Origin of the sequence: Wolbachia endosymbiont of Wiebesia pumilae (assembly GCF_017869285.1) — a bacterium.
Taxonomy (GTDB): domain Bacteria; phylum Pseudomonadota; class Alphaproteobacteria; order Rickettsiales; family Anaplasmataceae; genus Wolbachia; species Wolbachia pipientis.
On record NZ_CP054557.1, the window covers coordinates 504,783 to 531,266 of the forward strand.

At 34.4% G+C, this 26,484-nt stretch carries 29 protein-coding genes and 2 pseudogenes; 18 read left to right on the forward strand and 13 right to left on the reverse strand.

The features are described from left to right. Window positions 1-113: 113 nt before the first annotated feature. The 6 genes from HUB92_RS02640 (at window position 114) to HUB92_RS02665 (ending at window position 4,545) form a co-directional block, all read left to right on the forward strand. Complete coding sequence (locus tag HUB92_RS02640) at window positions 114-887, forward strand: ABC transporter ATP-binding protein (protein ID WP_006280146.1); 774 nt, start codon at window positions 114-116, stop codon at window positions 885-887. 128 nt (window positions 888-1,015) lie between these two features. Beyond that, entirely contained in the window at window positions 1,016-1,183 is a 168-nt protein-coding gene (tatA, locus tag HUB92_RS02645) for a twin-arginine translocase TatA (RefSeq protein WP_006013840.1), read from the forward strand. 166 nt (window positions 1,184-1,349) lie between these two features. Beyond that, window positions 1,350-2,006, forward strand: a complete 657-nt coding sequence (locus HUB92_RS02650) for an exopolysaccharide biosynthesis protein (protein WP_209473220.1) — start codon at window positions 1,350-1,352, stop codon at window positions 2,004-2,006. 90 nt (window positions 2,007-2,096) lie between these two features. Further along, complete coding sequence (locus HUB92_RS02655) at window positions 2,097-2,753, forward strand: exopolysaccharide biosynthesis protein (protein ID WP_209473222.1); 657 nt, start codon at window positions 2,097-2,099, stop codon at window positions 2,751-2,753. Next, entirely contained in the window at window positions 2,746-4,119 is a 1,374-nt protein-coding gene (gene cysS, locus HUB92_RS02660) for a cysteine--tRNA ligase (protein WP_209473224.1), read from the forward strand. Before HUB92_RS02655 ends, cysS begins: the two co-directional genes overlap by 8 nt. Window positions 4,120-4,125: 6 nt before the next feature. Further along, complete coding sequence (locus tag HUB92_RS02665; RefSeq protein WP_209473226.1) at window positions 4,126-4,545, forward strand: YqaA family protein; 420 nt, start codon at window positions 4,126-4,128, stop codon at window positions 4,543-4,545. Window positions 4,546-4,630: 85 nt separating this feature from the next. Here the strand turns inward: HUB92_RS02665 and HUB92_RS02670 are convergent, their stop codons facing one another. Then, window positions 4,631-7,729: an ankyrin repeat domain-containing protein gene (locus HUB92_RS02670; RefSeq protein ID WP_209473228.1), complete on the reverse strand. Its 3,099-nt coding sequence runs from the start codon at window positions 7,727-7,729 to the stop codon at window positions 4,631-4,633. On the opposite strand from HUB92_RS02670, the gene HUB92_RS02675 reads away from it, so the two are divergent. Then, window positions 7,704-8,470 (forward strand): IS5 family transposase gene (locus tag HUB92_RS02675; RefSeq protein WP_410543339.1). Its coding sequence is split into 2 segments (ribosomal slippage): window positions 7,704-8,031 and window positions 8,031-8,470, totalling 768 coding nucleotides; the frame shifts between segments, so codons are not numbered across the junction. The genes HUB92_RS02670 and HUB92_RS02675 overlap by 26 nt on opposite strands. Window positions 8,471-8,489: 19 nt before the next feature. Here the strand turns inward: HUB92_RS02675 and HUB92_RS02680 are convergent. Together HUB92_RS02680 and HUB92_RS02685 are read right to left on the reverse strand one after the other, a co-directional pair. Beyond that, the gene (locus HUB92_RS02680) at window positions 8,490-9,440 is read right to left on the reverse strand and encodes an IS481 family transposase (RefSeq protein WP_209472420.1); all 951 of its coding nucleotides are present in this window, start codon (window positions 9,438-9,440) and stop codon (window positions 8,490-8,492) included. Continuing rightward, on the reverse strand, window positions 9,362-9,601 hold the full coding sequence (locus tag HUB92_RS02685) for a hypothetical protein (RefSeq protein WP_209472933.1): 240 nt from the start codon (window positions 9,599-9,601) through the stop codon (window positions 9,362-9,364). Before HUB92_RS02685 ends, HUB92_RS02680 begins: the two co-directional genes overlap by 79 nt. On the opposite strand from HUB92_RS02685, the gene HUB92_RS02690 reads away from it, so the two are divergent. After that, a protein-coding gene (locus HUB92_RS02690; protein ID WP_410543339.1) for an IS5 family transposase occupies window positions 9,576-10,342 on the forward strand; the annotation gives its coding sequence in 2 pieces (ribosomal slippage) (window positions 9,576-9,903 and window positions 9,903-10,342; 768 coding nt in all). The two genes, HUB92_RS02685 and HUB92_RS02690, sit on opposite strands and share 26 nt — an antisense overlap. Here the strand turns inward: HUB92_RS02690 and HUB92_RS02695 are convergent. After that, complete coding sequence (locus HUB92_RS02695) at window positions 10,339-10,674, reverse strand: hypothetical protein (protein WP_209472414.1); 336 nt, start codon at window positions 10,672-10,674, stop codon at window positions 10,339-10,341. The genes HUB92_RS02690 and HUB92_RS02695 overlap by 4 nt on opposite strands. Before the next feature lie 132 nt (window positions 10,675-10,806). Continuing rightward, entirely contained in the window at window positions 10,807-12,231 is a 1,425-nt protein-coding gene (gatB, locus tag HUB92_RS02700; RefSeq protein ID WP_209473230.1) for an Asp-tRNA(Asn)/Glu-tRNA(Gln) amidotransferase subunit GatB, read from the reverse strand. A 1,058-nt stretch (window positions 12,232-13,289) separates the two neighbouring features. On the opposite strand from gatB, the gene HUB92_RS02705 reads away from it, so the two are divergent. From HUB92_RS02705 to ruvX (HUB92_RS02725), 5 genes and pseudogenes are all read left to right on the forward strand, one after another. Beyond that, window positions 13,290-14,246 (forward strand): IS5 family transposase, encoded by a 957-nt coding sequence (locus tag HUB92_RS02705; RefSeq protein WP_209472359.1) that lies wholly within the window; start codon window positions 13,290-13,292, stop codon window positions 14,244-14,246. Between the two features lie 33 nt (window positions 14,247-14,279). After that, a complete protein-coding gene (locus tag HUB92_RS02710; RefSeq protein WP_209473144.1) occupies window positions 14,280-14,423 on the forward strand; it encodes a hypothetical protein in 144 nt (47 codons plus the stop codon). An 89-nt stretch (window positions 14,424-14,512) separates the two neighbouring features. Continuing rightward, window positions 14,513-14,719 (forward strand): annotated as a pseudogene (gene ruvX, locus HUB92_RS02715) (Holliday junction resolvase RuvX); the annotation flags it as partial. Between the two features lie 26 nt (window positions 14,720-14,745). Beyond that, window positions 14,746-15,512 (forward strand): IS5 family transposase gene (locus HUB92_RS02720; RefSeq protein WP_410543339.1). Its coding sequence is split into 2 segments (ribosomal slippage): window positions 14,746-15,073 and window positions 15,073-15,512, totalling 768 coding nucleotides; the frame shifts between segments, so codons are not numbered across the junction. A 19-nt stretch (window positions 15,513-15,531) separates the two neighbouring features. Further along, a pseudogene (gene ruvX, locus HUB92_RS02725) lies at window positions 15,532-15,834 on the forward strand (Holliday junction resolvase RuvX); the annotation flags it as partial. A gap of 44 nt (window positions 15,835-15,878) precedes the next feature. On the opposite strand, the gene ruvC reads toward ruvX (HUB92_RS02725), so the two are convergent. The 3 genes from ruvC to HUB92_RS02740 all read right to left on the reverse strand — a co-directional run bounded on the left by ruvC (window position 15,879) and on the right by HUB92_RS02740 (window position 18,041). Next, window positions 15,879-16,367, reverse strand: coding sequence for a crossover junction endodeoxyribonuclease RuvC (gene ruvC, locus HUB92_RS02730; RefSeq protein WP_209473140.1), 489 nt, complete (start codon window positions 16,365-16,367; stop codon window positions 15,879-15,881). Continuing rightward, window positions 16,368-17,195, reverse strand: coding sequence for a cytochrome c oxidase subunit 3 (locus HUB92_RS02735; protein ID WP_006279354.1), 828 nt, complete (start codon window positions 17,193-17,195; stop codon window positions 16,368-16,370). It abuts the gene before it with no gap. A gap of 79 nt (window positions 17,196-17,274) precedes the next feature. After that, window positions 17,275-18,041 (reverse strand): IS5 family transposase gene (locus HUB92_RS02740; RefSeq protein WP_410543338.1). Its coding sequence is split into 2 segments (ribosomal slippage): window positions 17,275-17,714 and window positions 17,714-18,041, totalling 768 coding nucleotides; the frame shifts between segments, so codons are not numbered across the junction. Between HUB92_RS02740 and HUB92_RS02745 the strand changes: the two genes are divergently transcribed. The 3 genes from HUB92_RS02745 to HUB92_RS02755 all read left to right on the forward strand — a co-directional run bounded on the left by HUB92_RS02745 (window position 18,016) and on the right by HUB92_RS02755 (window position 19,059). Beyond that, window positions 18,016-18,171, forward strand: coding sequence for a hypothetical protein (locus tag HUB92_RS02745; RefSeq protein WP_209473232.1), 156 nt, complete (start codon window positions 18,016-18,018; stop codon window positions 18,169-18,171). The genes HUB92_RS02740 and HUB92_RS02745 overlap by 26 nt on opposite strands. 37 nt (window positions 18,172-18,208) lie before the next feature. After that, a complete protein-coding gene (locus tag HUB92_RS02750; protein ID WP_022626382.1) occupies window positions 18,209-18,556 on the forward strand; it encodes an IS630 transposase-related protein in 348 nt (115 codons plus the stop codon). Window positions 18,557-18,723: 167 nt separating this feature from the next. Next, window positions 18,724-19,059 carry a transposase gene (locus HUB92_RS02755; RefSeq protein ID WP_049973597.1) on the forward strand — a complete coding sequence of 112 codons (336 nt, stop codon included), beginning with the start codon at window positions 18,724-18,726 and terminating at the stop codon, window positions 19,057-19,059. Window positions 19,060-19,475: 416 nt separating this feature from the next. Here the strand turns inward: HUB92_RS02755 and ubiB are convergent, their stop codons facing one another. Then, window positions 19,476-20,906, reverse strand: coding sequence for a 2-polyprenylphenol 6-hydroxylase (gene ubiB, locus HUB92_RS02760; RefSeq protein WP_209473234.1), 1,431 nt, complete (start codon window positions 20,904-20,906; stop codon window positions 19,476-19,478). After that, complete coding sequence (locus HUB92_RS02765) at window positions 20,903-21,643, reverse strand: metal ABC transporter ATP-binding protein (RefSeq protein WP_209473236.1); 741 nt, start codon at window positions 21,641-21,643, stop codon at window positions 20,903-20,905. The genes ubiB and HUB92_RS02765 overlap by 4 nt, the downstream gene beginning before the upstream one ends. On the opposite strand from HUB92_RS02765, the gene HUB92_RS02770 reads away from it, so the two are divergent. Beyond that, entirely contained in the window at window positions 21,635-22,516 is an 882-nt protein-coding gene (locus tag HUB92_RS02770; RefSeq protein ID WP_010962934.1) for a zinc ABC transporter substrate-binding protein, read from the forward strand. The two genes, HUB92_RS02765 and HUB92_RS02770, sit on opposite strands and share 9 nt — an antisense overlap. A gap of 232 nt (window positions 22,517-22,748) precedes the next feature. Here HUB92_RS02770 and HUB92_RS02775 read toward each other — a convergent pair whose 3' ends face one another. From HUB92_RS02775 to rpmG, 3 genes are all read right to left on the reverse strand, one after another. Beyond that, on the reverse strand, window positions 22,749-23,690 hold the full coding sequence (locus HUB92_RS02775; RefSeq protein WP_209472548.1) for an IS5 family transposase: 942 nt from the start codon (window positions 23,688-23,690) through the stop codon (window positions 22,749-22,751). A 308-nt stretch (window positions 23,691-23,998) separates the two neighbouring features. After that, window positions 23,999-24,274 carry a helix-turn-helix domain-containing protein gene (locus HUB92_RS02780; RefSeq protein ID WP_010082632.1) on the reverse strand — a complete coding sequence of 92 codons (276 nt, stop codon included), beginning with the start codon at window positions 24,272-24,274 and terminating at the stop codon, window positions 23,999-24,001. A 25-nt stretch (window positions 24,275-24,299) separates the two neighbouring features. Continuing rightward, entirely contained in the window at window positions 24,300-24,500 is a 201-nt protein-coding gene (gene rpmG, locus HUB92_RS02785) for a 50S ribosomal protein L33 (protein ID WP_010082633.1), read from the reverse strand. Window positions 24,501-24,649: 149 nt separating this feature from the next. Between rpmG and HUB92_RS02790 the strand changes: the two genes are divergently transcribed. Then, window positions 24,650-26,413, forward strand: coding sequence for an Rne/Rng family ribonuclease (locus tag HUB92_RS02790; RefSeq protein ID WP_095742804.1), 1,764 nt, complete (start codon window positions 24,650-24,652; stop codon window positions 26,411-26,413). Window positions 26,414-26,484: the final 71 nt, after the last annotated feature.

Genomic DNA, 26,484 nt, shown 5'->3' on the forward strand with positions numbered 1-26,484 from the left:
AAATCCTTTCTTTTCTAGATTTCTTGCATAACCAATTTATGACGACAAAAAACATTTCTGTACTTCTTGAGTATAATGCTATTATATTTAATAACATGGTTTAAGTAAGATTAATGCTAGTTAACAATATTGGTTATTTCTATAACAATCAAAACGACTTTGCTTTAAGCAATATAAACATTAAAGTAAAGAAAGGAAATGTTGCATGTTTATTGGGGCATTCTGGCTGTGGCAAGTCAACAATTTTGAAATTAATTGCGGGGATAGAAAATCCAAAATCTGGAACTATTTTTATAAATGATAGGTTAGTTGCAAGTAATAAGGCATCAGTCGCTATAGAGCATAGAAATATCGGATTGATTTTTCAGCATTCTGCATTATTTCCTCATAAAACAGTAGTAGAAAATATAACCTTTGCTATCCGCAGCTCTTCCAAGAGAGAAAAGCACCTAATTGCATTGGAAATCTTGAAGTTACTCAATATAGAAAAATATGAAAATATGTACCCTAACGCCTTATCTGGAGGACAGCAACAATTAGTTGCAATAGCAAGAGTGATGGCACAAAACCCTGATGTTGTGTTGTTAGATGAACCATTTTCTAATTTAGATATACTGCTCAAGTGCCGAATAAGACAACATATATTGTCCCTTTTTAGAAGTAAAAATATCCCTGTGCTAATGGTAACTCATGACCCGCAAGAAGCATTGAAAGTTGCAGATTTTATCTACGTAATGAAAAATGGTAAAATTATTCAATCAGGAGTTTCTAGCGATATATACCATAAGCCTAAAGATGATACGCTAGCAAAGTTTTTTAGTGAGCTCTCTTCTACTCTACAGTTAAGCGAAAAGTTTCCACTTATTCGCTGCAAGAAAATAATCTAGTTTGGGATTGTTATAAAATAATTAAAAAACCTTGATTTATAATTAAATAAAGGTGATATAATCTATGTGTTACTTGACTTCAGTCAAGTTTTAATATTTAAAGGTCAATATTTTAAATGGAGGTGAAAATGAGTTTAGGACCATGGCAATTGTTTCTAGTCTTAATAATAATTTTAGTTCTGTTTGGTGCAGGCAGATTACCGCAAGTTATGGGTGATTTAGGAAAAGGCATCAAAAACCTTAAACAGGAGCTTAAGGACTCAGAAAAATTATCGTCTAATGAACCAGATCGTTAGCGTCCTCATACTTCGTGACATGCACCTTAGTGCATGTCATCTGTTTAAAAACTTAGTCAGGTTAAAGAATGAAAGAGATGAAGTGTTGGTATGAAATAAATAACAAATATTGAAATACAGCAACAACTATGTTAGCTTAAGAGGAATATTTTATTAAAGGATAATTGTGCAAAAAAGTGAGAAACTAACTAAAGGTAAAAAACTAGCTTCTGATATTCTAAAAGAGGTTGCAGATACCAATAACAATGATAGCAATAAAGTAACTTTGTTTGACATTAAAACAGCTTTGCATGAGCGCGGTTTTGGTATTTTAATAATCATCTTCTCCTTGCCGCTATCGGTGCCTATACCGGTTCCACCTGGTTATACAACTATTCTTTCTATACCTTTAATCTTATTCTCACTGCAGCTTCTATTTGGATTTGATTCTCCTTGGATGCCCAGTTGGCTAGAAAGAAGATCTTTTCAGCGTTCAACACTAGCTCTTGTGGTAGAGAAAACTTCCCCTGTATTAGAAAAAATAGAAAAATTCATGAAGCCAAGACTGTCTTTCATTTTCTATGGGCCTGGTGAGAAGATTCTGGCTTTTATGATGTTGCTTTGTGCAATAATAATAGCTCTTCCATTACCTTTTACTCACTTCCTTCCTGCAATTGGCACAACTCTTATTTCACTTAGCATTATGAGTAAAGACGGGTTTCTATCCATATTGGGAGTTTTAGTATCATTGTGCGCGTTGTTGCTTACTCTTGTTGTAATAGTCAAAGGACCACAACTTATAACCGGAGCACTTTCTCTTCTTAAAAGCTTTACAACACTTTAACAAAAGAACGAATTACTAGCGCAAAATGAATAATGCATATTGAAATAAAACAATAATTGTGTTAAGAATTATTTTTATCAAAGGTTTTTCGTGTCAAAAAATGATAAGTTGACTAAAAGTGATAAATTAGCTTCTGATATTCTAAAAGAAGTTGCAGATACCAATAACAATGATAGCGATAAAGTAACTTTGTTTGACATTAAAACAGCTTTGCATGAGCGTGGTTTTGGTATTTTAATAATCATCTTCTCCTTGCCGCTATCGGTGCCTATACCGGTTCCACCTGGTTATACAACTATTCTTTCTATACCTTTAATCTTATTCTCATTGCAGCTTTTATTTGGATTTGATTCTCCTTGGATGCCCAGTTGGCTAGAAAGAAGATCTTTTCAGCGTTCAACACTAGCTCTTGTGGTAGAGAAAACTTCTCCAGCATTAAAAAAAATAGAAAAGTTCATGAAACCAAGAATGTCTTTTATTTTCTATGGGCCCGGTGAAAAGATTTTAGCTTTTGTAATGTTGCTTTCTGCATTATCGATAGCTCTTCCATTGCCTCTTACTAACTTCATTCCTGCAATTGGTACGACTCTTATTTCGCTTGGCATTATGAGTAAAGATGGGTTTCTATCCATATTGGGAGTTTTAATATCATTGTGTGGGCTATTGCTTACTCTTGTTGTAGTAGTCAAAGGGCCACAACTTATCATTGGGGCATTTTCTTTTCTCAAAAGCTTCGTATATGGTTAGGCTTTACAACACCTTAACAAAAAAAAAGGAGCTTTTTACACCTATCGATAAAGATCATGTGAAAATGTATGTTTGCGGACCAACAGTATATGACACAGCACATATAGGCAATGCACGGTCTGTTGTTGTGTATGATGTGTTATTTCAGCTACTTAAGTTTTGTTATGGCAAAGTTACCTATGTGCGTAACATAACCGACATTGATGATAAGATAATTAATGCAGCAAGTGAGAAAAATAGCAACATAGAAAGTATAACCACATATTACATTAAAGCTTTTCATGATGATATGGAAAGCATAAATTGTAAAAAACCAACATACGAACCAAAAGCAACGGAAAACGTAGATTATATTATAAAATTAATTGAACATTTGCTGCAATCAGGCCACGCTTATGAATCTGACAAACACGTGTATTTTAATATAGAATCTTACCATGAATATGGTGCTTTATCAGGAAAAAAAACTGATGAATTGGTTCCAGGTAGCAGAGTTGAAGTTAATGAAAATAAAAAGCACCCGGGAGATTTTGTGCTGTGGAAGCCTGCAAGTGATATTGACTACAAACTTTCAAGTTATTGGGATAGCCCATGGGGAGAGGGCAGGCCTGGATGGCATATAGAATGCTCAGCAATGTCATATGCTTACCTTGGCAAAGATTTTGATATTCATGGTGGCGGCATAGATTTACAATTTCCTCACCATGAAAATGAAATTGCACAGAGTAAGTCTGCATTTGCTGGATCAATGTTTGCAAAATACTGGATACATAACGGCTTTCTTACAGTAAATGAAGAAAAAATGAGCAAGTCCTTATTTAATATAGTCAAAGTAAGAGATTTGCTAGATAGTGGAATAAAGGGTGAAGTAATACGCTATGCACTGCTCAAAACTCACTACAGAAAACCACTTGATTGGACAGAAAACGTTATTTCTGATGCACAGGAAACCTTAAACAAATTTTATCGGTTATTACGTGGTTTAGATATAACGAATATTGATGAAAGTAACGCAGAGATTTCTAAAGATTTTATAGACGCTTTAAAAAACGACTTAAACATTCCTGAAGCTCTAGCTATATTACATGAAATGGCTGCAAAAATTAACAAAATGAGTAATGAAAGTGAAAAGCTTAAATTAACTGAGAGTTTTGTTAAGAGTGCCAGATTTATTGGTCTTCTTGAGTCAAGTTATCAAGAGTGGTTTACTGCTGGTGTGAGTCATCAAGAAATAGAAAGATTGATAGATTTAAGAAGAGCAGCAAAACAAAATAAAGATTATAATACTGCAGACAAAATAAGGGATCAGTTGAAACAAATAGGGGTTACAATTTCTGACAATGAAGATGGTACAACAACCTGGTAAATTCATATGGAAAACTACTTCCTGTTATTCACAGATAGTCTAGTATCATCATTAGTCTTACCCATACATCAAGGTTTTGTGTTCAATACCATGCTTTATTTCAGGTCGTATCACACTCCACTACTGATGTTATTTTTTGGAGTACTAGGATCAAGTCTTGGTGGAATAGTTAATTGGTACTTAGGTAAAATAACAATCTCTATACGAAAATCATACCACAAATTAGAAAACGGATATACAATGCCAAAAGTTACAAAAAATTTGCTAATTTTTGCAACTTTATTACTTTCGTGGGTGCCAGCACTTGGAAGTGTGATTCAAATTTTATCAGGTTATTTCAAGTTAAACCTTTATATTCTTGCCCCTTTAATCATTCTATCTAATTTCTTCTATTTGTTATATCTAATACTTACTTTTGGAGTATAACAGCTATAGTACTACAGTTATTAAAGCCCACTTCTGTCATCTTATGCTCTGACAGAAGCGGAGCTATAAATTAAATGCAAAATTTCTAGTAGTCATAGGATGCACCATGAGCTAAAAGTAATTCCACAAGCTCTTGGTGATTATATTTAGCAGCATAATGTAATGCTGTTCTTCCTTCATTATTTTTGGTGTTAATGTCTGCGTTGTGTTTTAGTAGCACCTTAGCTATGTCAACATTTCCCGTCATAGCAGCTAAGCACAATGTAGTGCCTCCATACCTGCTTTTAGCATTAACCTCAGCACCTTTACCAACAAGACACTTTACCGCATCCAACACTCCGCTACATACGGCTAGGTGCAACGGAGTGTCATTAGACCAACTTTTAGCATTAATCTCAGCACCTTTATTGATTAAATATCTCACTATATCCAACTGGCCGTTATAAGCAGCCCAATGTAACAAAGTCCAGTCATATCTGTTTTTAGCATTAACATCAGCACCCTTGCCAACGAAGTATTCTATCACATTTAATTTCCCATTCTGGACGGCTTTATGTAACGGAATATTGCCATCTCCATCCTCAGTATTAAGGTCAGCACCTTTACTAATAAGGTACTCTACTACATCCAATTTTCCACTGTAAGCAGCTCTATGGACAGAAGTGCAGTTATTCCCATCCCTCGCATTAACATCAGCACCCTCACTAACTAGGCACTTTGTGATATTCAATTTTCCGTGGTATGCAGCTAAGTGTAATGGAGTTCCATAATAAAGTGGCTTTGTAGCATTAGCATTAACATCAGCACCTTTGTTAATTAGGCACTTCACCACATCTAGCTCTCCAATACAAGCAGCCAGGTGTAACGGAACCCAGTCATCTTTGCTTCTAGCATTAACATCGGCACCTTTACTAATAAGATGCTCCACTACAGCTAGTACTCCACTCCTAGAAGCATAGTGCAATGGAACCCAGTCATTTTCGCTTCTAACATTAATATCAGCACCTTTACTAATAAGATACTCTACTACTCTCAAATTTCCATTATAAGAAGCGTGGTGTAACGGAGTTTGACCGAGATTGTCCTTAACATTAACAGTTTTTACCAATTCACCTGGGTAATGTCTTTCTATATGTGTTATTATTGCACTAATTGCTTCATAATCACCACTTACAGCAAGGAAGTGTAAAGGTGCACTTTTCTTTATAAAAAGCGGTTCTCCATGTACATAAGATGAGCTGAAATAAAAGTCATCAATCAATTTACCATATTTACTTGCATATCCCCAAATAGATGCAACATGAATTGTACTATCTTTTACTATATTACCACTATTTATTAATTCTAGGGCTTTTCTGAGAACTTCTTCTTCTCGGCCTTCCTTTTGTAAATTTAATTCAGTTACTTCCTGTACTAACCTATGGACATTTAATACACTTTGGTTTTGTTCACCGCCCACCATGGAATATCTCACAAGTAAACGGATGGCTAGCTTTAACTGCTTTTTCTTATAATCACTTACCGAATTTAAGAATATTTCTCTAGCGATTTTATCAGGTGCAAAATAAGCCAAAACATCTAAAATCTCTGAAGCTAACGGTCCATATTGTTCATCACTTCTTACTTTATCCATCGTAACTTCCCAAGCTGTAAAAGTTGTTTTAGTATAGTCGTTATCAATTCCTTGAAATATTTTAGACTTAAGCAACTTCTTAGCTTTCTTTTCATACTCTTTTAGGTAATCACTAATTTTAAACTCCTCTATTATTCTCTGATCTTCAATATATGATATTGCTTGTTGTATAGCTAAAGGAAAGCATTGCAACCTTCTTACCAAATTTTCTATCTCCCGATCTTGCGATTTATCTTTTTTTAGTATATTAAATCCTTTTTTAACAAACTCTATAGCGTCTCTTTGTTCCAATTCTCCTAGCTTTATAACGTCTATTCCCTTTTCCAGTTCCTGATCATGCGAGGTAATCAAAATATGAGGCTTGTTAAGATCAGGAGATAAAGAAAATGGCAAAAATTTACTTATCTTTTTGTACTCTTGAACGTTATCGAAAATGAACAGGCTCCTCCTTCTTGCGAAGAAAGCATATACTTCTCTAACAATAGTTTCTATCGTTTTGTCGTTTCCATACTTATCTTTAGAAGAAATACCTAATCTATCTCTAGCTAACCTTAAGAAAGAATCTTTCATAGCTTCAAAGTTTTCAGCGTCTATCCATATAACATTGCCGTCATAATATCTTCTATATTTACAAGCATATTTTCTAGCTAACTGGCTTTTTCCCATCCCCCCAGGACCACTAATAGACGTTATGTATGAAATTACAGCACCTTTGGGATCGCGTTGTAGCGAATCATGTAGCATTCCCAATTCCTCATCTCTTCCTGTAAATAGTCTGACTGGACCTCTTACATCAAACCAAATCGCTCCTAAAATTTCCTCTCTTATTTTTTCAAAAAACTCCTTTATTTCTTCATGTGATAGAAACTTTCCCTCTCTTGCTTTCATCCAATCCAGAACTTCTACCAGAAAGCGACTATAAACGTTCTTTTTATCGAGATTATTAAATTCTTTTCCCAACTCATTCTCAATGATTTCCGCTAGTTTTATCTCGTTAGGTTGATCTACTGCAAATACTAATTTATCAAAAAATTCCCTTATATTCTCTTCTAACTTGCCTTCATTTGTCATTCGCTCAAACTCACGTTGCCATACCTGATTTCTTTCCAATTTTCTTTTTGAGTTTTGATCTGATTTACCTTGAAGTTCTTTTATCTCCTTTTCCAATTCTTCTATTGCTTCTTTTACAGCACTCTTAAATGCCGGTTGCACTATTGAAATCATGTTATCGTGAGTACAAGAGAACTTGTATCTCGTACCGCCGTATTTAAAAAAAATATCACTAGTGCTTATTACTTCAACTGCAATTTCTATTCCCTTGTTTGGTCCCGAAGTTTTTGCTTTCAACTTTTTTATTGTATTTTGTGTTGCACTTTGAGCTAGATCGAAACCGATATTAGTACAGATAGTAAAGTCCTTTAGGTCACCATCTGCAAAATCTGGATTAATTTTAATCTTTAGAGCCTGTCTTGAAAAGAAATGAGAAAGAGAATATGATGAGATAAGTAAAAAATAGTAGGTAAAAATGTATCCAAGTGATATAAGTGACAAAGAATGGGAAATTTTGGAGCCAAGTGTTGCACAAGGTGCAGTAGGACGGCCAAGAAAGCACAATATTAGAACAATTATTAATGCAATAAGATACATAATGAAAGGTGGTTGCCAGTGGAGAATGCTGCCAAAAGATTTTCCGCCATGGAAAACGGTGTATGATTATTTTCTCAGGTGGCGTAATAGTGGCAAATTGGAAGAAATACACGATATGTTAGTAAAAAAGGTAAGAAAAATGGTTGGCAAAAATGAAATACCTTCGGTAGGAATAATTGACAGTCAATCAGTGAAAACCACTCAAAAAGGGGATCCAGAGGATATGATGCTGGCAAGAAAATAAAGGGTAGAAAACGTCACATCATTGTGGATACAATAGGCCTAATTATTACAGCTGATGTTCATAGTGCAGGCATTCAAGATCGTGATGGTGCTCTAAATCTTTTTACTCAAGCTAAACGAAAAGCTTCAACGCTACAAAGGTTTCTCGCTGATCAGGGATATATTGGTAAATTGCAAAATTACTGTTTATTGAAAACAGGATGTTTATTGACGATTACTAAAAAAGCAGCTGATGCTGTAGGATTTCAAGTTATTCCTAAACGGTGGATTGTTGAAAGAACTTTTGCTTGGCTTTCCAATTTTAGACGTATGAGCAAGGATTATGAGCATTCTCCTCTTACTTCAAAAACTAATATCTCCTTTAATATGATTACTATTATGCTTGCTAAATTAGCTGCTTAGTTCCTTTCAAGACAGGTTCTTAGATGTATGGTCCCAGAGTGTGATGGTGTGGATTTAGTATAAATAATTCTGGAGACTGTGTCCACTGATAACATATAAATTCATAAGGAGTAAGACCCTTAAGAGTTTTGAGTCTCTTTGCATAATTATAAGCCATAACAAAGTTATAAAGGTGTTCTTTAAGTTGCTGGTGCGATTGATAGTAATACTTCTTAACTGTAGCATCCTTTAAAGTTTTATTCATACGCTCGACTTGCCCATTCGTCCAAGGATGGCTAACTTTTGTCAAACGATGTTCAATAACATTCCCTTCGCAAACTCTATCAAATATATGTTGGAAAGCATACTTATGACGCTTCTGGTTTGTAAATTGTATACCGTTATCTGTCAAAATAGTATGGATTTTATACGGTAAAATTCTAATCAAATTACGTAAGAACTCAGCAGCTATGGGTTTTGTAGCACTGTTACGCAACTCAACATAGGTAAATTTGGATGTCCTATCAATAGCAACAAACAAATGTAATTTGCCCTCCTCAGTTCTAACTTCAGCAATATCAATATGAAAGTAACCGATAGGATATTGTTTGAATTTCTTTTTTGACTTAACTTCTCCATCAACAGTTGGTAATCTGCTAATGTTGTGTCTTTGTAAACAACGATGCAAGCTAGAGCGAGTCAAATGCGGAATTGTAGACTGCAGAGCGTAAAGGCAATCATCTAGTGGCAGTAGTGTATACTTGCGAAATGTAACTATTATAGCTTCCTCTTCTAGCGTTAAAACAGTCGATCTTGGACGCTTTGGACCCATATCAGCATCTTTCGTAAATGAACGTTTTCTCCACTTAATAATAGTTTTTGGATTAAGGTTATAATGCTTGGAGAGTTTTGCTATGCTCTCTTTTCTATTTTGTATTGCTCTACGAATCGTCTGTGTTGTTTTGGCGCACCCATGCAATATTTGTCCCATAACTCCTCCTTTGATGGTATTTTTTTCTCATATTTTATCATACCATCACACTCTGGGACTGTACATCTTAGAGCCTGTCTTGAAAAGAAATGAGAAAGAGAATATGATGAGATAAGTAAAAAATAGTAGGTAAAAATGTATCCAAGTGATATAAGTGACAAAGAATGGGAAATTTTGGAGCCAAGTGTTGCACAAGGTGCAGTAGGACGGCCAAGAAAGCACAATATTAGAACAATTATTAATGCAATAAGATACATAATGAAAGGTGGTTGCCAGTGGAGAATGCTGCCAAAAGATTTTCCGCCATGGAAAACGGTGTATGATTATTTTCTCAGGTGGCGTAATAGTGGCAAATTGGAAGAAATACACGATATGTTAGTAAAAAAGGTAAGAAAAATGGTTGGCAAAAATGAAATACCTTCGGTAGGAATAATTGACAGTCAATCAGTGAAAACCACTCAAAAAGGGGATCCAGAGGATATGATGCTGGCAAGAAAATAAAGGGTAGAAAACGTCACATCATTGTGGATACAATAGGCCTAATTATTACAGCTGATGTTCATAGTGCAGGCATTCAAGATCGTGATGGTGCTCTAAATCTTTTTACTCAAGCTAAACGAAAAGCTTCAACGCTACAAAGGTTTCTCGCTGATCAGGGATATATTGGTAAATTGCAAAATTACTGTTTATTGAAAACAGGATGTTTATTGACGATTACTAAAAAAGCAGCTGATGCTGTAGGATTTCAAGTTATTCCTAAACGGTGGATTGTTGAAAGAACTTTTGCTTGGCTTTCCAATTTTAGACGTATGAGCAAGGATTATGAGCATTCTCCTCTTACTTCAAAAACTAATATCTCCTTTAATATGATTACTATTATGCTTGCTAAATTAGCTGCTTAGTTCCTTTCAAGACAGGTTCTTAGATATGAAACAAAATATTTTGGAACGCTAAATTCACCACTTTTATTTTTTGAAAGCAATTTACCTACACCGATTTTTTCGCATTCATTTTGCTTGTGTTTGTTTTGTATAAACCTATGTACTATTTTTTCATTTTTCCTATCCTGAAAAACAATATCATCAAAACCCGTAGCTGATTCCATTTCTGTAGCTAAACGGAAAGAATATCCAACATCTACTGCACGTTTGAGAAGCAGCATTACCCACTTTAGTTGGTAGATATCACCATGAAGAGACCGCTTTCTTCCCCAAGCAGGATAAGTTTGAGGCATCCTCAACCTCACATAATTTTAAAAATAGTACCAACAAATGGTAAAAAAGTTATATGTCATGATATACAGATATCGTAACAAAGACCTTGGAATATCTACGAGATGTGCTGTTATGTAAATAAAAAAATGTGACTAATTACTTAATCTCTCACTCAAAATTGAATTCACCACATCAGGGCTGGCTTTTCCTTTGGTAAGTTTCATAACTTCGCCGACAAAGAATCCGTATAACTTTGTTTTACCGCTTTTGTATTCTTGAACTTTATCTTGGTTGTTATTGACGATTGTGTCGATAACTCCTGATATTTGACCTCTATCGGTTATTTGTTTTAGGTCTTGCTCTTCTATAATTAAAGATGCAGGTTTGCCAGTTTCAAACATACTATCGAATACCTGCTTGCCAAGTTTAGCAGAGATTGTTCCATCAACGATAAAATCTAAGAGTTCGGACAAAGCATTTGCTTTGATTGGGGAGCTCACAATATCAATACCTGCTTTATTCAAACGACCAAAAAGCTCTACGGTTAACCAGGTAACGGCGAGCTTTGAATCATGTTTTTTTATCAATTCCTCAAAATAATCAGCAATTGCTTTATCGGAGGTAATGACGTTTGCATCGTATTCATTGATACCCAATTCCTCAATGTGTCGCAGCTTTTTTTGATCTGGCAACTCGGGCAAAGATGATTGAATTAAATCAATTTTATCCTGGCTTACCTCAACAGGTAATAAATCAGGCTCAGGGAAGTATCTATAATCGCTTGCATCCTCTTTGCTTCTCATCACTTTTGTTTTTCCCGAAGCAACGTCAAACAATAAGGTATCTTGACTTATTTCTTCTCCACTTTCTAAAATTTCAATTTGTCTTTGTATTTCATAGTCTATAGCTTGCACAATATAACGTATCGAGTTCAGATTTTTTATTTCACAACGAGTGCCAAATGTACTACTGCCTTTTAGGCGGACAGAAACATTTGCATCACAACGAAGTGATCCCTTTTCCATATCACCATCACATGAACCAATGTAACGCAAAATCTGCCTCAATTTTTTCATGCATTCTGCAGCTTCCGCAGATGAACGGAGATCTGGCTCTGAAACAATTTCCATTAAAGCAACCCCTGCACGATTTAACTCTACATAAGTTCTGCTTTCCTCATGAACGCTCTTTCCTGCATCTTGCTCTAAATGAATTCTCGCAATTCTTATTTCTTTTTCATTGTCGTTGATAAATACTCTACCGTTTTTAACTATTGGCTCAAAAAACTGAGTTATCTGGTAACCTTGTGGTAAATCAGGATAAAAATAATTTTTCCGATCAAAGTAAGAATACTTATTAATTTCTGCAGAAAGTGCAAGACCAGTGCGTATTGCTTGCTCTATGCAGTAATAATTTAGTATTGGCAGCGTACCTGGCATTGCCGCATCAACTAGAGAAACTTGAGTGTTATGCTCAGCACCAAATTCCGTTGATGAGCTAGAAAATAGCTTCGTATTAGAAGAAACTTGAGCATGCACCTCAAGCCCAATTACCGCTTCCCAATCCTCTTTCGTCATGTATTTTATTTAAATGATAATCTTAATATTCTGCAAAATTAGCACAAAAAGTCAAAACAAAACTCATGTTAGCTAAGTGGTATGCAGATTGTTTTACCCATAGAAACGGGTTAAATGCAAAAGATTACTTGACAAGCTTCGCCAGCCCTCTTATCATAAAATTGAAGCTATTTATTTATCTTCTCTGTACAGATTAAATGACAAAAAAACTCACGTATCTGGCGTCTCATGTTTAATTTTTTGCACTATGTGCACCTTATGTCTTTATAAAACTTCTACCTACATAAGCTGAAACGCGCTTATAAAGCGTTTAAAACATAAAAAAACGCCAACTTAAAAAATGGATAGTGAATAACTAGCTACCCTAGGGTTTCTTTTGCCTTTTTTTCTGTTTAGTAAATTTCTTAACGTTTATAATTTAGATTAGTTGCGGTTTAAAAGCAACTGAATCGCGGTTATTAAGTGTTTAGAATAAAAAAACGCCATACTTGAAAGTATAATGTAAGTAATTAGCCAACCACGGGGCTTCTTTTGCCTTTTTTTTCGTTTAGTAAATTTCTTAATGTCTGTAGCTAAACGATAACCGTCATCCCGCTACTTGTTAGCGGCCGAGATACCGCGAATGAATCGCGGTATGACGTAGGATTGCTGTCATTCCAGTGCCAAGCACTGGGATCCAGCCTTTATTATTTGGTTGAAATTAAGTCTTCTGGATCCCAGTGTCAGCTACTTGGATGACACCATTCTTTTTCCTGGATTCCAGTGTCTGGGCACTGGAATGACATCCTCCCTTGTGGAGATTGCTCTCAAATCACAATGTTCGTACAGCTATGCAAACACAAAGGTGTCATTCCAGCGCGTGACGCTGGAATCCAGTTGAGCTATTTCAACAAAAATACTGCATTTTGAGATGAACGTCTATTCTCACCAGACTTATTTACAAGTATAACAATTAAAGTCTGGATTCCAGTGGGCTTTGTTGCATAGCAACTGAAAAAATCTGGTGGCTACTGACAAAATTCATTATAAAATAGCCATTTAACCTTGAAAGAAAAAATATGCCACAAAAAATGAGGGTCAGTAACCATAGCGAATATAACAAATTTCTAGAAAAAAGAGGAAATATTTTTCATTATATCAACGAAGCCATAGAAAAGTGGTACGAGAATGGTCCAAAAATACCAGGTGGCAACAATATTTATAGCGATAAAGTTGTAATTTTGGTGCACATAATAACTTGTTTATTTAGAATAGGCCTGAGGCAAACAGTTGGGTTTATAGCAGGATACCTTGAGCAAATTGGGAAAAATTTGCAAGTTATCAGCTATTCACAATCATCAAGAAGGTTTAAGAAACTCAATATTAAGATCAATGATTGCAGAATTGATAAAAATAATATGGAAGATATCGAAATTGCTATAGACAGTACAGGAATTAGTATATACAACAACACTCCTGGTCATAGCAAAGAAAATAGCGAAGATAGAAAGTATCGCAGCTATGAACAGACAAGAAAATTGCATGTAATGTTGAATACAAACAGCAAAAAAGCCATAGCTGTAAAATACAGTAACGGTGTCTACTCTGATCACTATGGAGCTTGTGATTTGCTAAAAGAAGTCGATTTTCAGTATGTCATAAAAGTACTATATGCAGATAGGGCATATGACAGAGAAAAGCTCTATAAGCTGTGTAATCAATATGGTATAAAAACGAAAATTCCTCCGAAAAACAACGCAGCAGAGCATCCAAAGTTAGACTATATGGCTGAGAGAAATTCTGCAGTCAAGCTCATAAAGTCATATGATGAAGATAGTATAAAGAAGTGGAAAAAAGAGATGAGTTATGGAAAAAGATCTTATATAGAAAGTTTTTTCTCGCGACTGAAACAAACATTCGGGTTTAGTTTTAGGAATAAATCTGAGACAAATAGAGAGAAGGAACTACTTGTTAAATGCTATTTGCTCAATAAGTTCACTGATATTGGTATGGCTAAATTTGAGATAGCTTCATAAATTTATTGTGCGTTACCTACTATCCGAAGAGCAATGCAACAAAGCCATTCCAGTGTCAAGCACTGGAATGACATCATAGGGGCACTGCCCTTTTGGATGGAAACCAGTGTCAGCTACTTAGATGATACCTTTTTTCTACTTAGTTTGGGTTATGCAAGAAGTCTATTGCATTCCTGAGCAATTTGATTCATTATTCTTTTTGTAAAAAATTTTCTTAACTTTCTCTCCACTTTTTTGGTAAGGTCACTTTAAAGGAAGTCTAATAGATGCTACATAGAAATCCAGATGAGTTTCTAAAGTCTATTCCAAAAGATAAGCGCATAATGTGCCTTGACATGGGAGAAAAGCAAATAGGCATAGCATTTAGCGATAAAACACAGCTCATAGCCACAGCTCATAGCATATATCACAGAAAAAATATGAGCAAAGATTTAGAGCCTGTCTTGAAAAGAAATGAGAAAGAGAATATGATGAGATAAGTAAAAAATAGTAGGTAAAAATGTATCCAAGTGATATAAGTGACAAAGAATGGGAAATTTTGGAGCCAAGTGTTGCACAAGGTGCAGTAGGACGGCCAAGAAAGCACAATATTAGAACAATTATTAATGCAATAAGATACATAATGAAAGGTGGTTGCCAGTGGAGAATGCTGCCAAAAGATTTTCCGCCATGGAAAACGGTGTATGATTATTTTCTCAGGTGGCGTAATAGTGGCAAATTGGAAGAAATACACGATATGTTAGTAAAAAAGGTAAGAAAAATGGTTGGCAAAAATGAAATACCTTCGGTAGGAATAATTGACAGTCAATCAGTGAAAACCACTCAAAAAGGGGATCCAGAGGATATGATGCTGGCAAGAAAATAAAGGGTAGAAAACGTCACATCATTGTGGATACAATAGGCCTAATTATTACAGCTGATGTTCATAGTGCAGGCATTCAAGATCGTGATGGTGCTCTAAATCTTTTTACTCAAGCTAAACGAAAAGCTTCAACGCTACAAAGGTTTCTCGCTGATCAGGGATATATTGGTAAATTGCAAAATTACTGTTTATTGAAAACAGGATGTTTATTGACGATTACTAAAAAAGCAGCTGATGCTGTAGGATTTCAAGTTATTCCTAAACGGTGGATTGTTGAAAGAACTTTTGCTTGGCTTTCCAATTTTAGACGTATGAGCAAGGATTATGAGCATTCTCCTCTTACTTCAAAAACTAATATCTCCTTTAATATGATTACTATTATGCTTGCTAAATTAGCTGCTTAGTTCCTTTCAAGACAGGTTCTTAGGTTATCTGCATAGAATATTCAAAGAAAATGAATCTGGATCAATGGTAATAGGACTACCATTAAAAATGGACGAGCAAGAAACTAAATGGTGTAAAACTATAATCCAATTCGCAAATAAAATAATAAAAAAATATAAAGTAAATATATACTTACAAGACGAAAGCTTCTCAACATCTATCGCAACTCATACACTAAAAATTACTGGAGTATCAATCACAAAATCGAAAAAAATAGATGATAAAATCTCCGCATGTATTATTTTGCAACGAACGTTAGACAAGATAAATACAATCAAATAGTTTTTCCAGATCTGGAAATCTTCAAACTGAATCCCATATAAAAGTTACTCAACAAAACAAGAACCTTTCGTATAAGCATGACAAATTGCTACAGCAAGAGCGTCAGCAGCATGGTGGCATTTTATACTCAAATTTTTAACTATTTGCTTCACCATAAATATAATCTGATCCTTATCAGCATGGCCATTTCCGGTAATGCTTTTTTTTACATAGTTTGCATCATATTCATTCATAGTTAGCTTTGTTATTTTTAACGCTAAAATTACAACCCCTCTTGCATATCCCAAAGTTAGTGAAGATTTAGGATTTTTATTAACAAAAATTTTTTCTACCGCAGCTTCATTCGGAGAGTATAGGGAAATTACTTTCTTTAATTGTTCAAAAATTGTATGTAGGCGTTCACCTGTACCCAATTTACCATCAGTTGATATGGTACCGCCGCCCAAAAATTCAATATTATTTTTTTCGTTCAGGCTGATAATGGCCCACCCAGTCTTGCTTATTCCTGGATCTAGACCTATTATTTTAACCACTTAATAAACGCTTAACCAATAGACAAACAAAAATAAAAATATCCAGACTACATCTACAAAGTGCCAATACCAGGAGGCAAACTCAAAGCACAAATGGTCCTGAAGTGTAAATTGGCCTTTCCGTGCTCTAAATAAACACACTGATAAAAATATTATTCCTATTATAACGTGTGCGCAGTGAAAACCGGTAATCATATAAAAATTGGATGTATAAATAAGCTTTTCTCCTGTTTCTTGTAGAGAAAAACTCGCTTCATGATACTCTATTGCTTGCACTATTATAAAAAAAACTCCAAGCAATATAGTTATGGACAGCATTTTAATCATGCTCTTTTTATCATTTTTAAGTAAAGAGTGATTTGCCCAAGTAATTGTTGTACCAGAAAGCAATAATATTAATGTATTCATGAATGGTAGTGACCACGGATCAGGTGGCAAAATTCCCTCAGGGGGCCATTCAACTTTTTTTGCAGGAGAAAACGCCTCAAATAAAAAAACTGGATCAAGCCAGGCTTTAAAGAATGAACAAAAGAACACTATAAAAAATACGACCTCCGAGAGAATAAACAAGTACATTGCAAATTTGAGTCCATGTTTTACAATGGCAGTGTGACATTTGTCATAAATGGCCTCCCTTATTACATCTCTCCACCAATAAAACAGCACCCCTGATACTGCGGAGATTCCCAAAACTAAACAAAACATTCCGACAATTTGTTTATGAAGCGCGCCAACTAATCCAAGTGCAAGAATAAGAATTGCTGCTGATACAGCAATTGGCCAAGGGCTTGGATCCACTAAATGAAAATCATGTTCTTTACTTTTCATAGCATTTTAAAAAATACTTATTAAGGATACAAATTAGCTTAAAATTGTCAATGTTCCTTAGAACCTGTCTTGAAAGGAACTAAGCAGCTAATTTAGCAAGCATAATAGTAATCATATTAAAGGAGATATTAGTTTTTGAAGTAAGAGGAGAATGCTCATAATCCTTGCTCATACGTCTAAAATTGGAAAGCCAAGCAAAAGTTCTTTCAACAATCCACCGTTTAGGAATAACTTGAAATCCTACAGCATCAGCTGCTTTTTTAGTAATCGTCAATAAACATCCTGTTTTCAATAAACAGTAATTTTGCAATTTACCAATATATCCCTGATCAGCGAGAAACCTTTGTAGCGTTGAAGCTTTTCGTTTAGCTTGAGTAAAAAGATTTAGAGCACCATCACGATCTTGAATGCCTGCACTATGAACATCAGCTGTAATAATTAGGCCTATTGTATCCACAATGATGTGACGTTTTCTACCCTTTATTTTCTTGCCAGCATCATATCCTCTGGATCCCCTTTTTGAGTGGTTTTCACTGATTGACTGTCAATTATTCCTACCGAAGGTATTTCATTTTTGCCAACCATTTTTCTTACCTTTTTTACTAACATATCGTGTATTTCTTCCAATTTGCCACTATTACGCCACCTGAGAAAATAATCATACACCGTTTTCCATGGCGGAAAATCTTTTGGCAGCATTCTCCACTGGCAACCACCTTTCATTATGTATCTTATTGCATTAATAATTGTTCTAATATTGTACTTTCTTGGCCGTCCTACTGCACCTTGTGCAACACTTGGCTCCAAAATTTCCCATTCTTTGTCACTTATATCACTTGGATACATTTTTACCTACTATTTTTTACTTATCTCATCATATTCTCTTTCTCATTTCTTTTCAAGACAGGCTCTTAGATTTACCGACAATTTGAAAAACCGTCATTCCGCTAACTATAGTATTTTCAAAAGCGAATGATAAAGGTATAATATGTTTTTTTAAAGTAGGGAAAGCGATGGTATATAGTGTAGATTTAAGGGAAAAAGCAGTGTCTTTGGTAGAAAAAGGAAAGTCAAAGGTTGAAGTTGCAGAGGTTTTTGAGATAGGGATAGCAACACTATATAGATGGCTAAAAAAGAAAGCTACTGGCCAAGGTCTCAAAGCGGTAAAAAGTACTGGTTTTATTCGAAAAATAGATCCAGAAATACTCAAAGAATATGTCAAAAAACACCCAGATCACACACTAGCAGAAATGAAACAAAACCTTGGCTTTGGGATAAGTGCAATTTGGTATAGATTAAGACAGCTAAAAATAACCTTTAAAAAAAGTCACATTCTATCAAGAGCGCAATCAAGAAGATAGGCAGCAATTTATCGATAAAGTCTCAAAAATAGACCACTGTAGCATTTTATATATAGATGAAGCAGGAGTTGATAATAGACTATACCGAGAATATGCACGAGCTCCAAGAGGAGAAAAAATATATGCTGATGTTCCAGGAAAAAAGCGGGAAAGAGTGAGTATAATAGGTGGATGAGAAGTTTATTGCACCAATGACCTTCACAGGAGGGTGTAATAAAGATATATTTAATGTATGGTTAGAGCGAAGATTACTTCCACAATTACAGCGTGATACAACCATAGTTATGGATAATGCTACATTCCATAAAACTCCCAAAACAAAGTCATTAATAGAGTCTTTTGGCTGTCATTTGCTTTATCTTCCAACATATTCACCTGATCTAAATCCGATAGAGCATTGTTGGCACACCATCAAAAGTTGCCTCAGACCTCTAATGCATCAATGTACAGACTTACACCTTTTAGTTGGTAATACCATTTTAGACGTTTATCATTCTTTTTAGAAAATACTATAGTTGAAATAGCGCAGTTACTCACCCCATAAATTTGGTGCTCTCTTTCAATCAAAGGTGTCTTGCTGCTTGAAATGTTTTCTTTGTAAAAATTTGGCTTATCTTTATATCATCTCATTCAAACAGCATTAACATAACTTATGCCTTTTTTGGATGTAGAAATTTTCTAGGAATTGTCTTTTTGAATTCTATGGTATTTTGTTTAACATTGAAACAAGAGGCCAGTGTCACGCACTGGCATGACACCCATTTGTTCCTATAGTTGTCTTTTCTCGTCTACCTTATTTTGCCACTCTGCTGAACAGATACATAAAGAAAGTGGAAAATTGGACATTCTCAACTCGGCTCCTGCAGATTAAAAATTAAGTTGAATAAAAATTGGATTTGACGCAGTTTTTTCCCATAGTTTAAGAAATTAAAAGTTTAACGATTAGAATTATAATTACAAACCACAATAAAAAATAGACTTTTCCATTTGATTTATTTTTAATTTGGATGTTTTCTAATTTTTTATCAGCTATTAGGTTTAATTTTTCTATAAGGCTAAATATCCCTTGGATTGTTTTTACAGGATAAGAACTTCTAATTTTTTCCCTATACCCTATTTTATTTTCATGTTGACTGCTTATCCACGCTTCAACTACTTTCCACATATTGATTTCTGAGTAGATCTTTCTACATGTCCCTTCCAGTAAAATCATAGTTTTCTGCAGCAATAACAATTGTGTTTGAGCTTTCATATCAAAATCACCAGTTATTTTTAATAGCTGAGCAAGTAAACTAGCAAATGAAATCTTCTGTATAGGCTGCCCAATAATGGGTTCACCTATTGCTCTGCAAGCTGTGACAAAATTTCTATGCTGTGATGAAACATAACCAGCCCTAAAGTGCATTTTTGCAACGTGATCATAATCCCGATTTAAAAAGCCTTTGAGTATCTCTATAACGTAATAGCATGTCTCACGATCTATTCTACCCATGATTCCACAATCCAGGGCAATAATATTGTTATTACTATCAACCATTAGATTTCCAGGATGCATATCAGCATGAAAAAAACAATCCCTGTATACTTGATTGCAAAACGATTCTGTAAGATTGATAGCTATTTGCTTACGATTATTCAGTTTTTCAACTTCGTATATTGGCGTTGCTTCTATCCATTCTAATGTTAAAACCTTTTTCGAAGTTCTATTCCAATCTATTTCAGGTACGTAAAAACCTCTGTCATTTTTTGTGTTTTCCTTTAGTTCCGAAGAGTGAGCAGCTTCAAAACGTAGATCTAACTCTAATCGGCAAATTTCAGCAAAAGTTTTGACTAATTCAATTGGCCTCAGCCTTTTTGATTGTTCGCTAAATTTTTCTGCAATTTCTGCAAGCCAAGAAAGCATTTTTATATCCCTTGAGAATGTTTTCTCAATATTTGGCCTTAAAACCTTCACAGCAACTTCCTTACCCTCAGTTGTAACCGCTCTATGCACCTGAGAAATCGATGCTGCTGCAATTGGCTTTTCAGAAAAGCTTGAAAAAATGTCGCTCAATTTACAATTAAACTCACTTTCTATAGTTTTAACTGCTATTTTATGTGAAAATGATGGCAATCTATCACATATCAATAACAAGTTATTTGTTATATCCTCATTTAAAACATCAGTACGTGATGAGATAGACTGCCCAAACTTAATGAACACCGGACCTAATTTTTCAAGAGCACACTTTAGCTTGTGGCCTTGTATTTTATTTATTGATTTTTTTGATGGTGGAAGTAAATAAGGTAATATATTGTAACGCGTCAGCACCGTAGTTATGTGCAGAAGACGCAAAATATTTTGAATCATTTCGCTGCGTAACTGCTAAATATTTCATTTAGGGTTCTATTTTTCATAATCTCATCAGGCTTGCCTTGGCAATAGATAGTATTATTTATACAAATTATGTAATCTGAGGATGGTAGAGCAGAGTTAAGATCATGAGAAGTCATAAGAATCGATACCAATCGTTTTTTTGCTATTTTATTTATAATATCATAAAATTTAGCCCGCGCGTTAATATCCATTGCACTAACTGGTTCATCTAGAATGATCAAGTCATGCTCTGCAATTAAACAACGTGCAAGCAGTAATAATTGTGTTTGCCCTGCAGAAATTTCTAACACTTGATTTTTCAAAATGTTACCGATACCAGCCAACTCTATCGTTTCTGTAATAATGGATTGATTTTTCTTTAGTCTTTTCAAGGAGCTATTTAAAAGAAAATATTCAACTGTTATTGGCATCAAATTACTAATACTAAAATTTTGCGGCATGTAGCTAATTTTTGTGTTCTCAGCTAACACAATATTTCCAGTATAATTTTTATTTATACCAGCAATTGCTTTCACTAAAGAGGTTTTACCTCCACCATTTGGACCAAGTATTGTAATTATGTCTCCTCTTTCCATGAACATATTGATATTGTCAAGGATTCTTTTACCATCATATGCGAGAGCAAGATTTTCTATTTTTAGAACACGATTATTGACATTATTCAATTTATTGACAAAATTTAACTTCTTCTCAACGTTTATATGAGACATTTACTGGCTTTTTTTCTATTACTTTCACTTACACTATACTATAATATTGCCTTTTCATCCAATTTAAAAGTTGTAGCTACAATCAAACCTATCCACTCACTTGTAGCTTCTGTTACAGAAGGGATTTTAGAACCGGAATTGCTTGGCTATGCAACATCTGCACATAATTATATATTAAAGCCATCTGATGCGAGTAATTTAGAATCAAGTGACGTTATATTTTATGTTGACGATAACTTAGAGACGTTTGTTCAAACTTTCGCCAAAAATAATAAAGAACTAGTGCAATTGTCAAAGGCAATCAACCTACTTCCTACTCGGCCACATTCATTTTCTAGAAAAATCACTCACATTCAAGATGAAAAAGATTTACACATGTGGCTGAGTCCCGAAAATGCAAAGAGCATGATACTTTCTATAAGTGCAACATTGTCTGACATAGATAAAGGAAATTCCCATCGATACAGTTCTAATGCAACAAAAGCTATAAAAAAAATAGACCAAGAAGTAAAAGAAATCATGAAAGAACTGAATGATTTTAAAAATCAAAAATACATCGTTACTCATGATGCTTATCAATATTTTGAAAAATATTTCGGTCTAAATCATCCAAGCGCTATTCTTTCCATAGAAGAGGATTCTTACATAGGTATGAAGAGTTTAATGAAGCTAAAAAAGATAATGAAGGAAGAAAACGTTAAATGTATATTTGCTCATTCACAGGAAGATAGCATAAAGCCTAACGCCCTTTCTAATGACGCAAAAATGGTAGTTCTTGATCCTATTGGATCAGACATAGAGCCTGGAAAAGATGCATATCTAGCTATAATCAATAGCATTGCACAAAATTTTAAGTCTTGTTTTGTTGAGTAATAAGTTCCCTTTTAGCTTACTGTTTTATTGTTCTACAAATCAAGAAGAAGTGAGTTTACAACAAATGGTGTCATTCCAGTCTGGAATCCAGCTTTTTCATAATCATCAAAACGTTGTATTTTAACATAAAATGGCTGCTTTTATGCTTACTAACTTAATAAAATTCCTGGATCCCAGTGGGCTTTGTTGCATCACACTTTATGAGATGGTGATTTATGGTAAATTCATGTAACTATCTCAAATTTAGCCATACCAATATCAGTGAATTTATTAAGCAAATAGCATTTAGTTCTTTTTCTCGATTTATCTCAGATTTATTCCTAAAACTAAATCCGAATATTTGCTTTAATCTTGAGAAAAACCCTTCAATATAAGATCTTTTCCCATAATTTACTTCTTTTTTCCATTCTTTCATGCCATCTTCACCGTATAATTTTATTAACCTAATAGCAGCATTCCTGTCAGACATATAATCTATTTCTGGATGTTCTGCCGCATTGTTTATTGGTGGAATTTTTGTCTTTATATCATATTCGTTACACAACTTATAAAACTTGTGCCTATCACATGCTCTATCTGCATATAGTGCTTTTATGGCATGCTGAAAATCAACTTCTTTTAGCAAATCACAAGCTCCATAGTGATCAGAGTAGACACCGTTACTGTATTTTACAGCTATGGCTTTTTTGTTGTTTATATTCAACATTACGTGCAATTTTCTCGTTTGCTCATAGCCACGATATTTTCTGTCAGTGCTATTTTCCTTGCTGTGACCAGGAGTGTTGTTGTATATACTAATTCCTGTACTGTCTATAGCAATTTCGATATCTTCCATATTATTTTTATCAATTCTGCAATCATTTATCTTAATATTAAGTTTCTCAAACCTTCTTGATGCTTGTGAATAGCTGATAACTGCCAAATCTCTTCCTATTTGTTGCAAATACCCTTTTATAAACCCGACTGTTTGTCTTAAACCAATTCTAAAGAAACTGACGATTATATGCACCAAAATCACAACTTTATCACTATAAATATAGTTGCCGCCCTGCATTTTTGGACAATTCTCGTACCAATTTTCTATGGCGTCATTGATATAACAAAAAATGCTTCCTCTTTCTTGGAGAAATTTGTTATATTCATGGCAGTTACTGACTCTCATTTTTTGTGGCATATTTTTTCTTCAACAGTTAAATGGCTATTTATAATGAATTTTGTCAGTAACTGCCAGTTCTTTTCACTTGAGCGATGCAACAAAGCCACCCCAGTGTCAAGCACTGGGATGACATCGTAGGGGTGCTGGCCTGATAACCGTCATCCCGCTACTTGTTAGCGGGATCTAGAGATACCGCGAATGAATCGCGGTATGACGGTTCGCGGCGGCATGACGATAAGGTTTATACCTTGTCATCCCAGTGCTTGACACCGAGATTGATTTATCTTGTCTACCTTATTTTGCCACTCCGCTGAACGGATACCATATTATGCAGGTTTAGAATTATGCTTTATTCTTACGTTTATGTCTTGGCCCAATACAATCAATAAGTTAAGCAAGTATTCTAAGGAGAACCCTTCGATTTTTGACCTATTGATTTGAGATACTTTAGGTTGATCAATCTTTAGAGCGTTTGCTGCTTTTTTCTGTGTTGTGTACTTCTTACTTATTAATTGTGCAATGACCTTTATTAATTTCAGTTTTGTATCTTTCACATCCCCCAACTCTACTATTATAGGATAACTTAATTGTAAATTTTGCATAATAATAAAATTCCTTATAAAAAAATTACTTTAGTTTTTCTTCTTTAAATAACACATGCCTTCTGACTACTGGGTCATACTTCCTAAACTCCAGTTTTTTGGTGAGCTTTTTTGGATTACGCTTTTTTACATAAAAATAGCCAGTTGATTTTTCTTCACCAGTTTTTGTTATCTTGATTGCAGTGCTGACTAACTTAACGAGCAAAGAAGCATTTTTTTTCGCCATACTTATAATGATATAATAAATTCTATGCGAGTTTATTACGCAAAATACTAAAAGTCAATCGAATAATGCAGATTGCAAAATCCTTGACAATCAACAGTGCATTAAGTAGCATAAAGTTAACTTCAGAATAAAAAGCAAACGGTAAATAAGTGACAAATAGTGGTAAAAGGGTATTATTGATAGAAAATTCTATCTGTTCTAATGAGGTAAGAGTTGCCTTGTCAATTAATAACAAGGTTGTAGAATTTGAACAAGAATTCAAGGAAAAAAAACAATTAAGAGGTAATATATACGTTGCTTATATAAAGCGTATAGAGCCTTCTTTGCAAGCCGTATTTATTGAATATGGGAAAAATAAGCAAGGTTTTTTGTCTTTTTCCGAGATATCTCTAGATTACTTCAACATTCCAGAAAAAGAAAAGGAAACTATCTTTGAGGGCTACTCAAATGACGATTGTATAGAAGAAGCCTCAGCAAATGTTTCTTCAGATTCTGCAGCTAGTAAGAATGTCAACGGATCAGGTAGTGGTTTTGTAAGAGAGGTACCTTTATATAAAAAATACAAATTACAAGATGTTATTTCAGTAAATCAAAAAGTATTGGTCCAGCTAACTAAAGAGGAACGAGGCAATAAAGGAGCTTCATTTACAACATACATAACTTTAGTGGGTAGATACTGTGTTTTCATGCCAAATTCCATGAGCAAAGGTGGAGTGTCCCGCAGAATTGAAGATGCTAATGTCAGAAAGCAGTTAAAGGAGATACTGAGTTCAATAAACTTGCCAAAAAGATCAGGTTTAATAGTAAGAACTGTTGGTTCAGGAAAAAATAAGAAAGAAATTGAGCAGGATTACAATTACTTATCCTCATTATGGCAGAGCATTCAAAAAAATGCCTTCTCTGTAAACGTTCCATCATTAATTTACAATGAAGCAGATGTAATTATGAGATCTGTTCGTGATTTTTGTAGCGATGGTATAGAAGTTATAGTGTCTGGAAAGGAAGCTTTTGAGGCAGTTAGGCAATATGCTAACAATGCACTAAAAGGTAGTAAGTTGCGCTATAGATTGTATAGAGGTTATGCTCCGATCTTTACTTACTACGGAATCGAAGATCAAATTTCTGAGTTATATAGCAATAGAGTAGAATTGCCATCTGGTGGGTCTTTGATAATAACTTTAACTGAGGCGTTTGTTTCAATAGACGTAAATTCAGGAAAGATGACAGGAGAAGATAGCATAGAAGAAACAGCTTATAGAACCAACATGGAAGCAGTACCTGAAATATCAAGACAGGTGAATCTTAGGGGCCTATCAGGATTAATAGTAGTCGATTTTATTGATATGTTGAAATATCAGTATTGCAGAGCTGTTGAGTCTGCTATAAAGCAAGCGTTTAAAGATGATAAAGCTAAAGTTCAATTTAGCTACATAAATGACTTTGGTTTAATGGTATTTTCAAGACAAAGAATTAAACCAAACATACAAGAAATTAATACTACAGAGTGTTTACACTGCAAAGGTACTGGAAGAGTAAAATCAAACGAAGTAATTGTTTCATCAATACTAAGGGATTTACAACATATTGCTAACAAGAATCGAAATAAGTCTTTTGATTTAGTAGCACACAGTGCAGTTATAGCGCACATTTTTAATAACAAACGCAATACAGTTTCTACAATCGAAAAAGAGTTTAATATTACATTGAACGTTAGTATTGATAACAGTTTAGATGTAAATACATTTGTTTTAAAACAAGGAGATGATGTTAATTTAAACGGTTATAAGCCATTACAGAACTCTGGATACCAAATTGGGGATAGCAGCAATGAAGAAGCTGATAATTCAAATAAACTACGAGGCAATTTTTGGCTGACTAAGTGGCTTTCGCGCCTTTTAAGTTCTAATAACTAATTAGAAACCTAAATTGGGCTTGTAATTAATGAGCCCTATACTTATATATTCTTATATCAGATAATATTTAC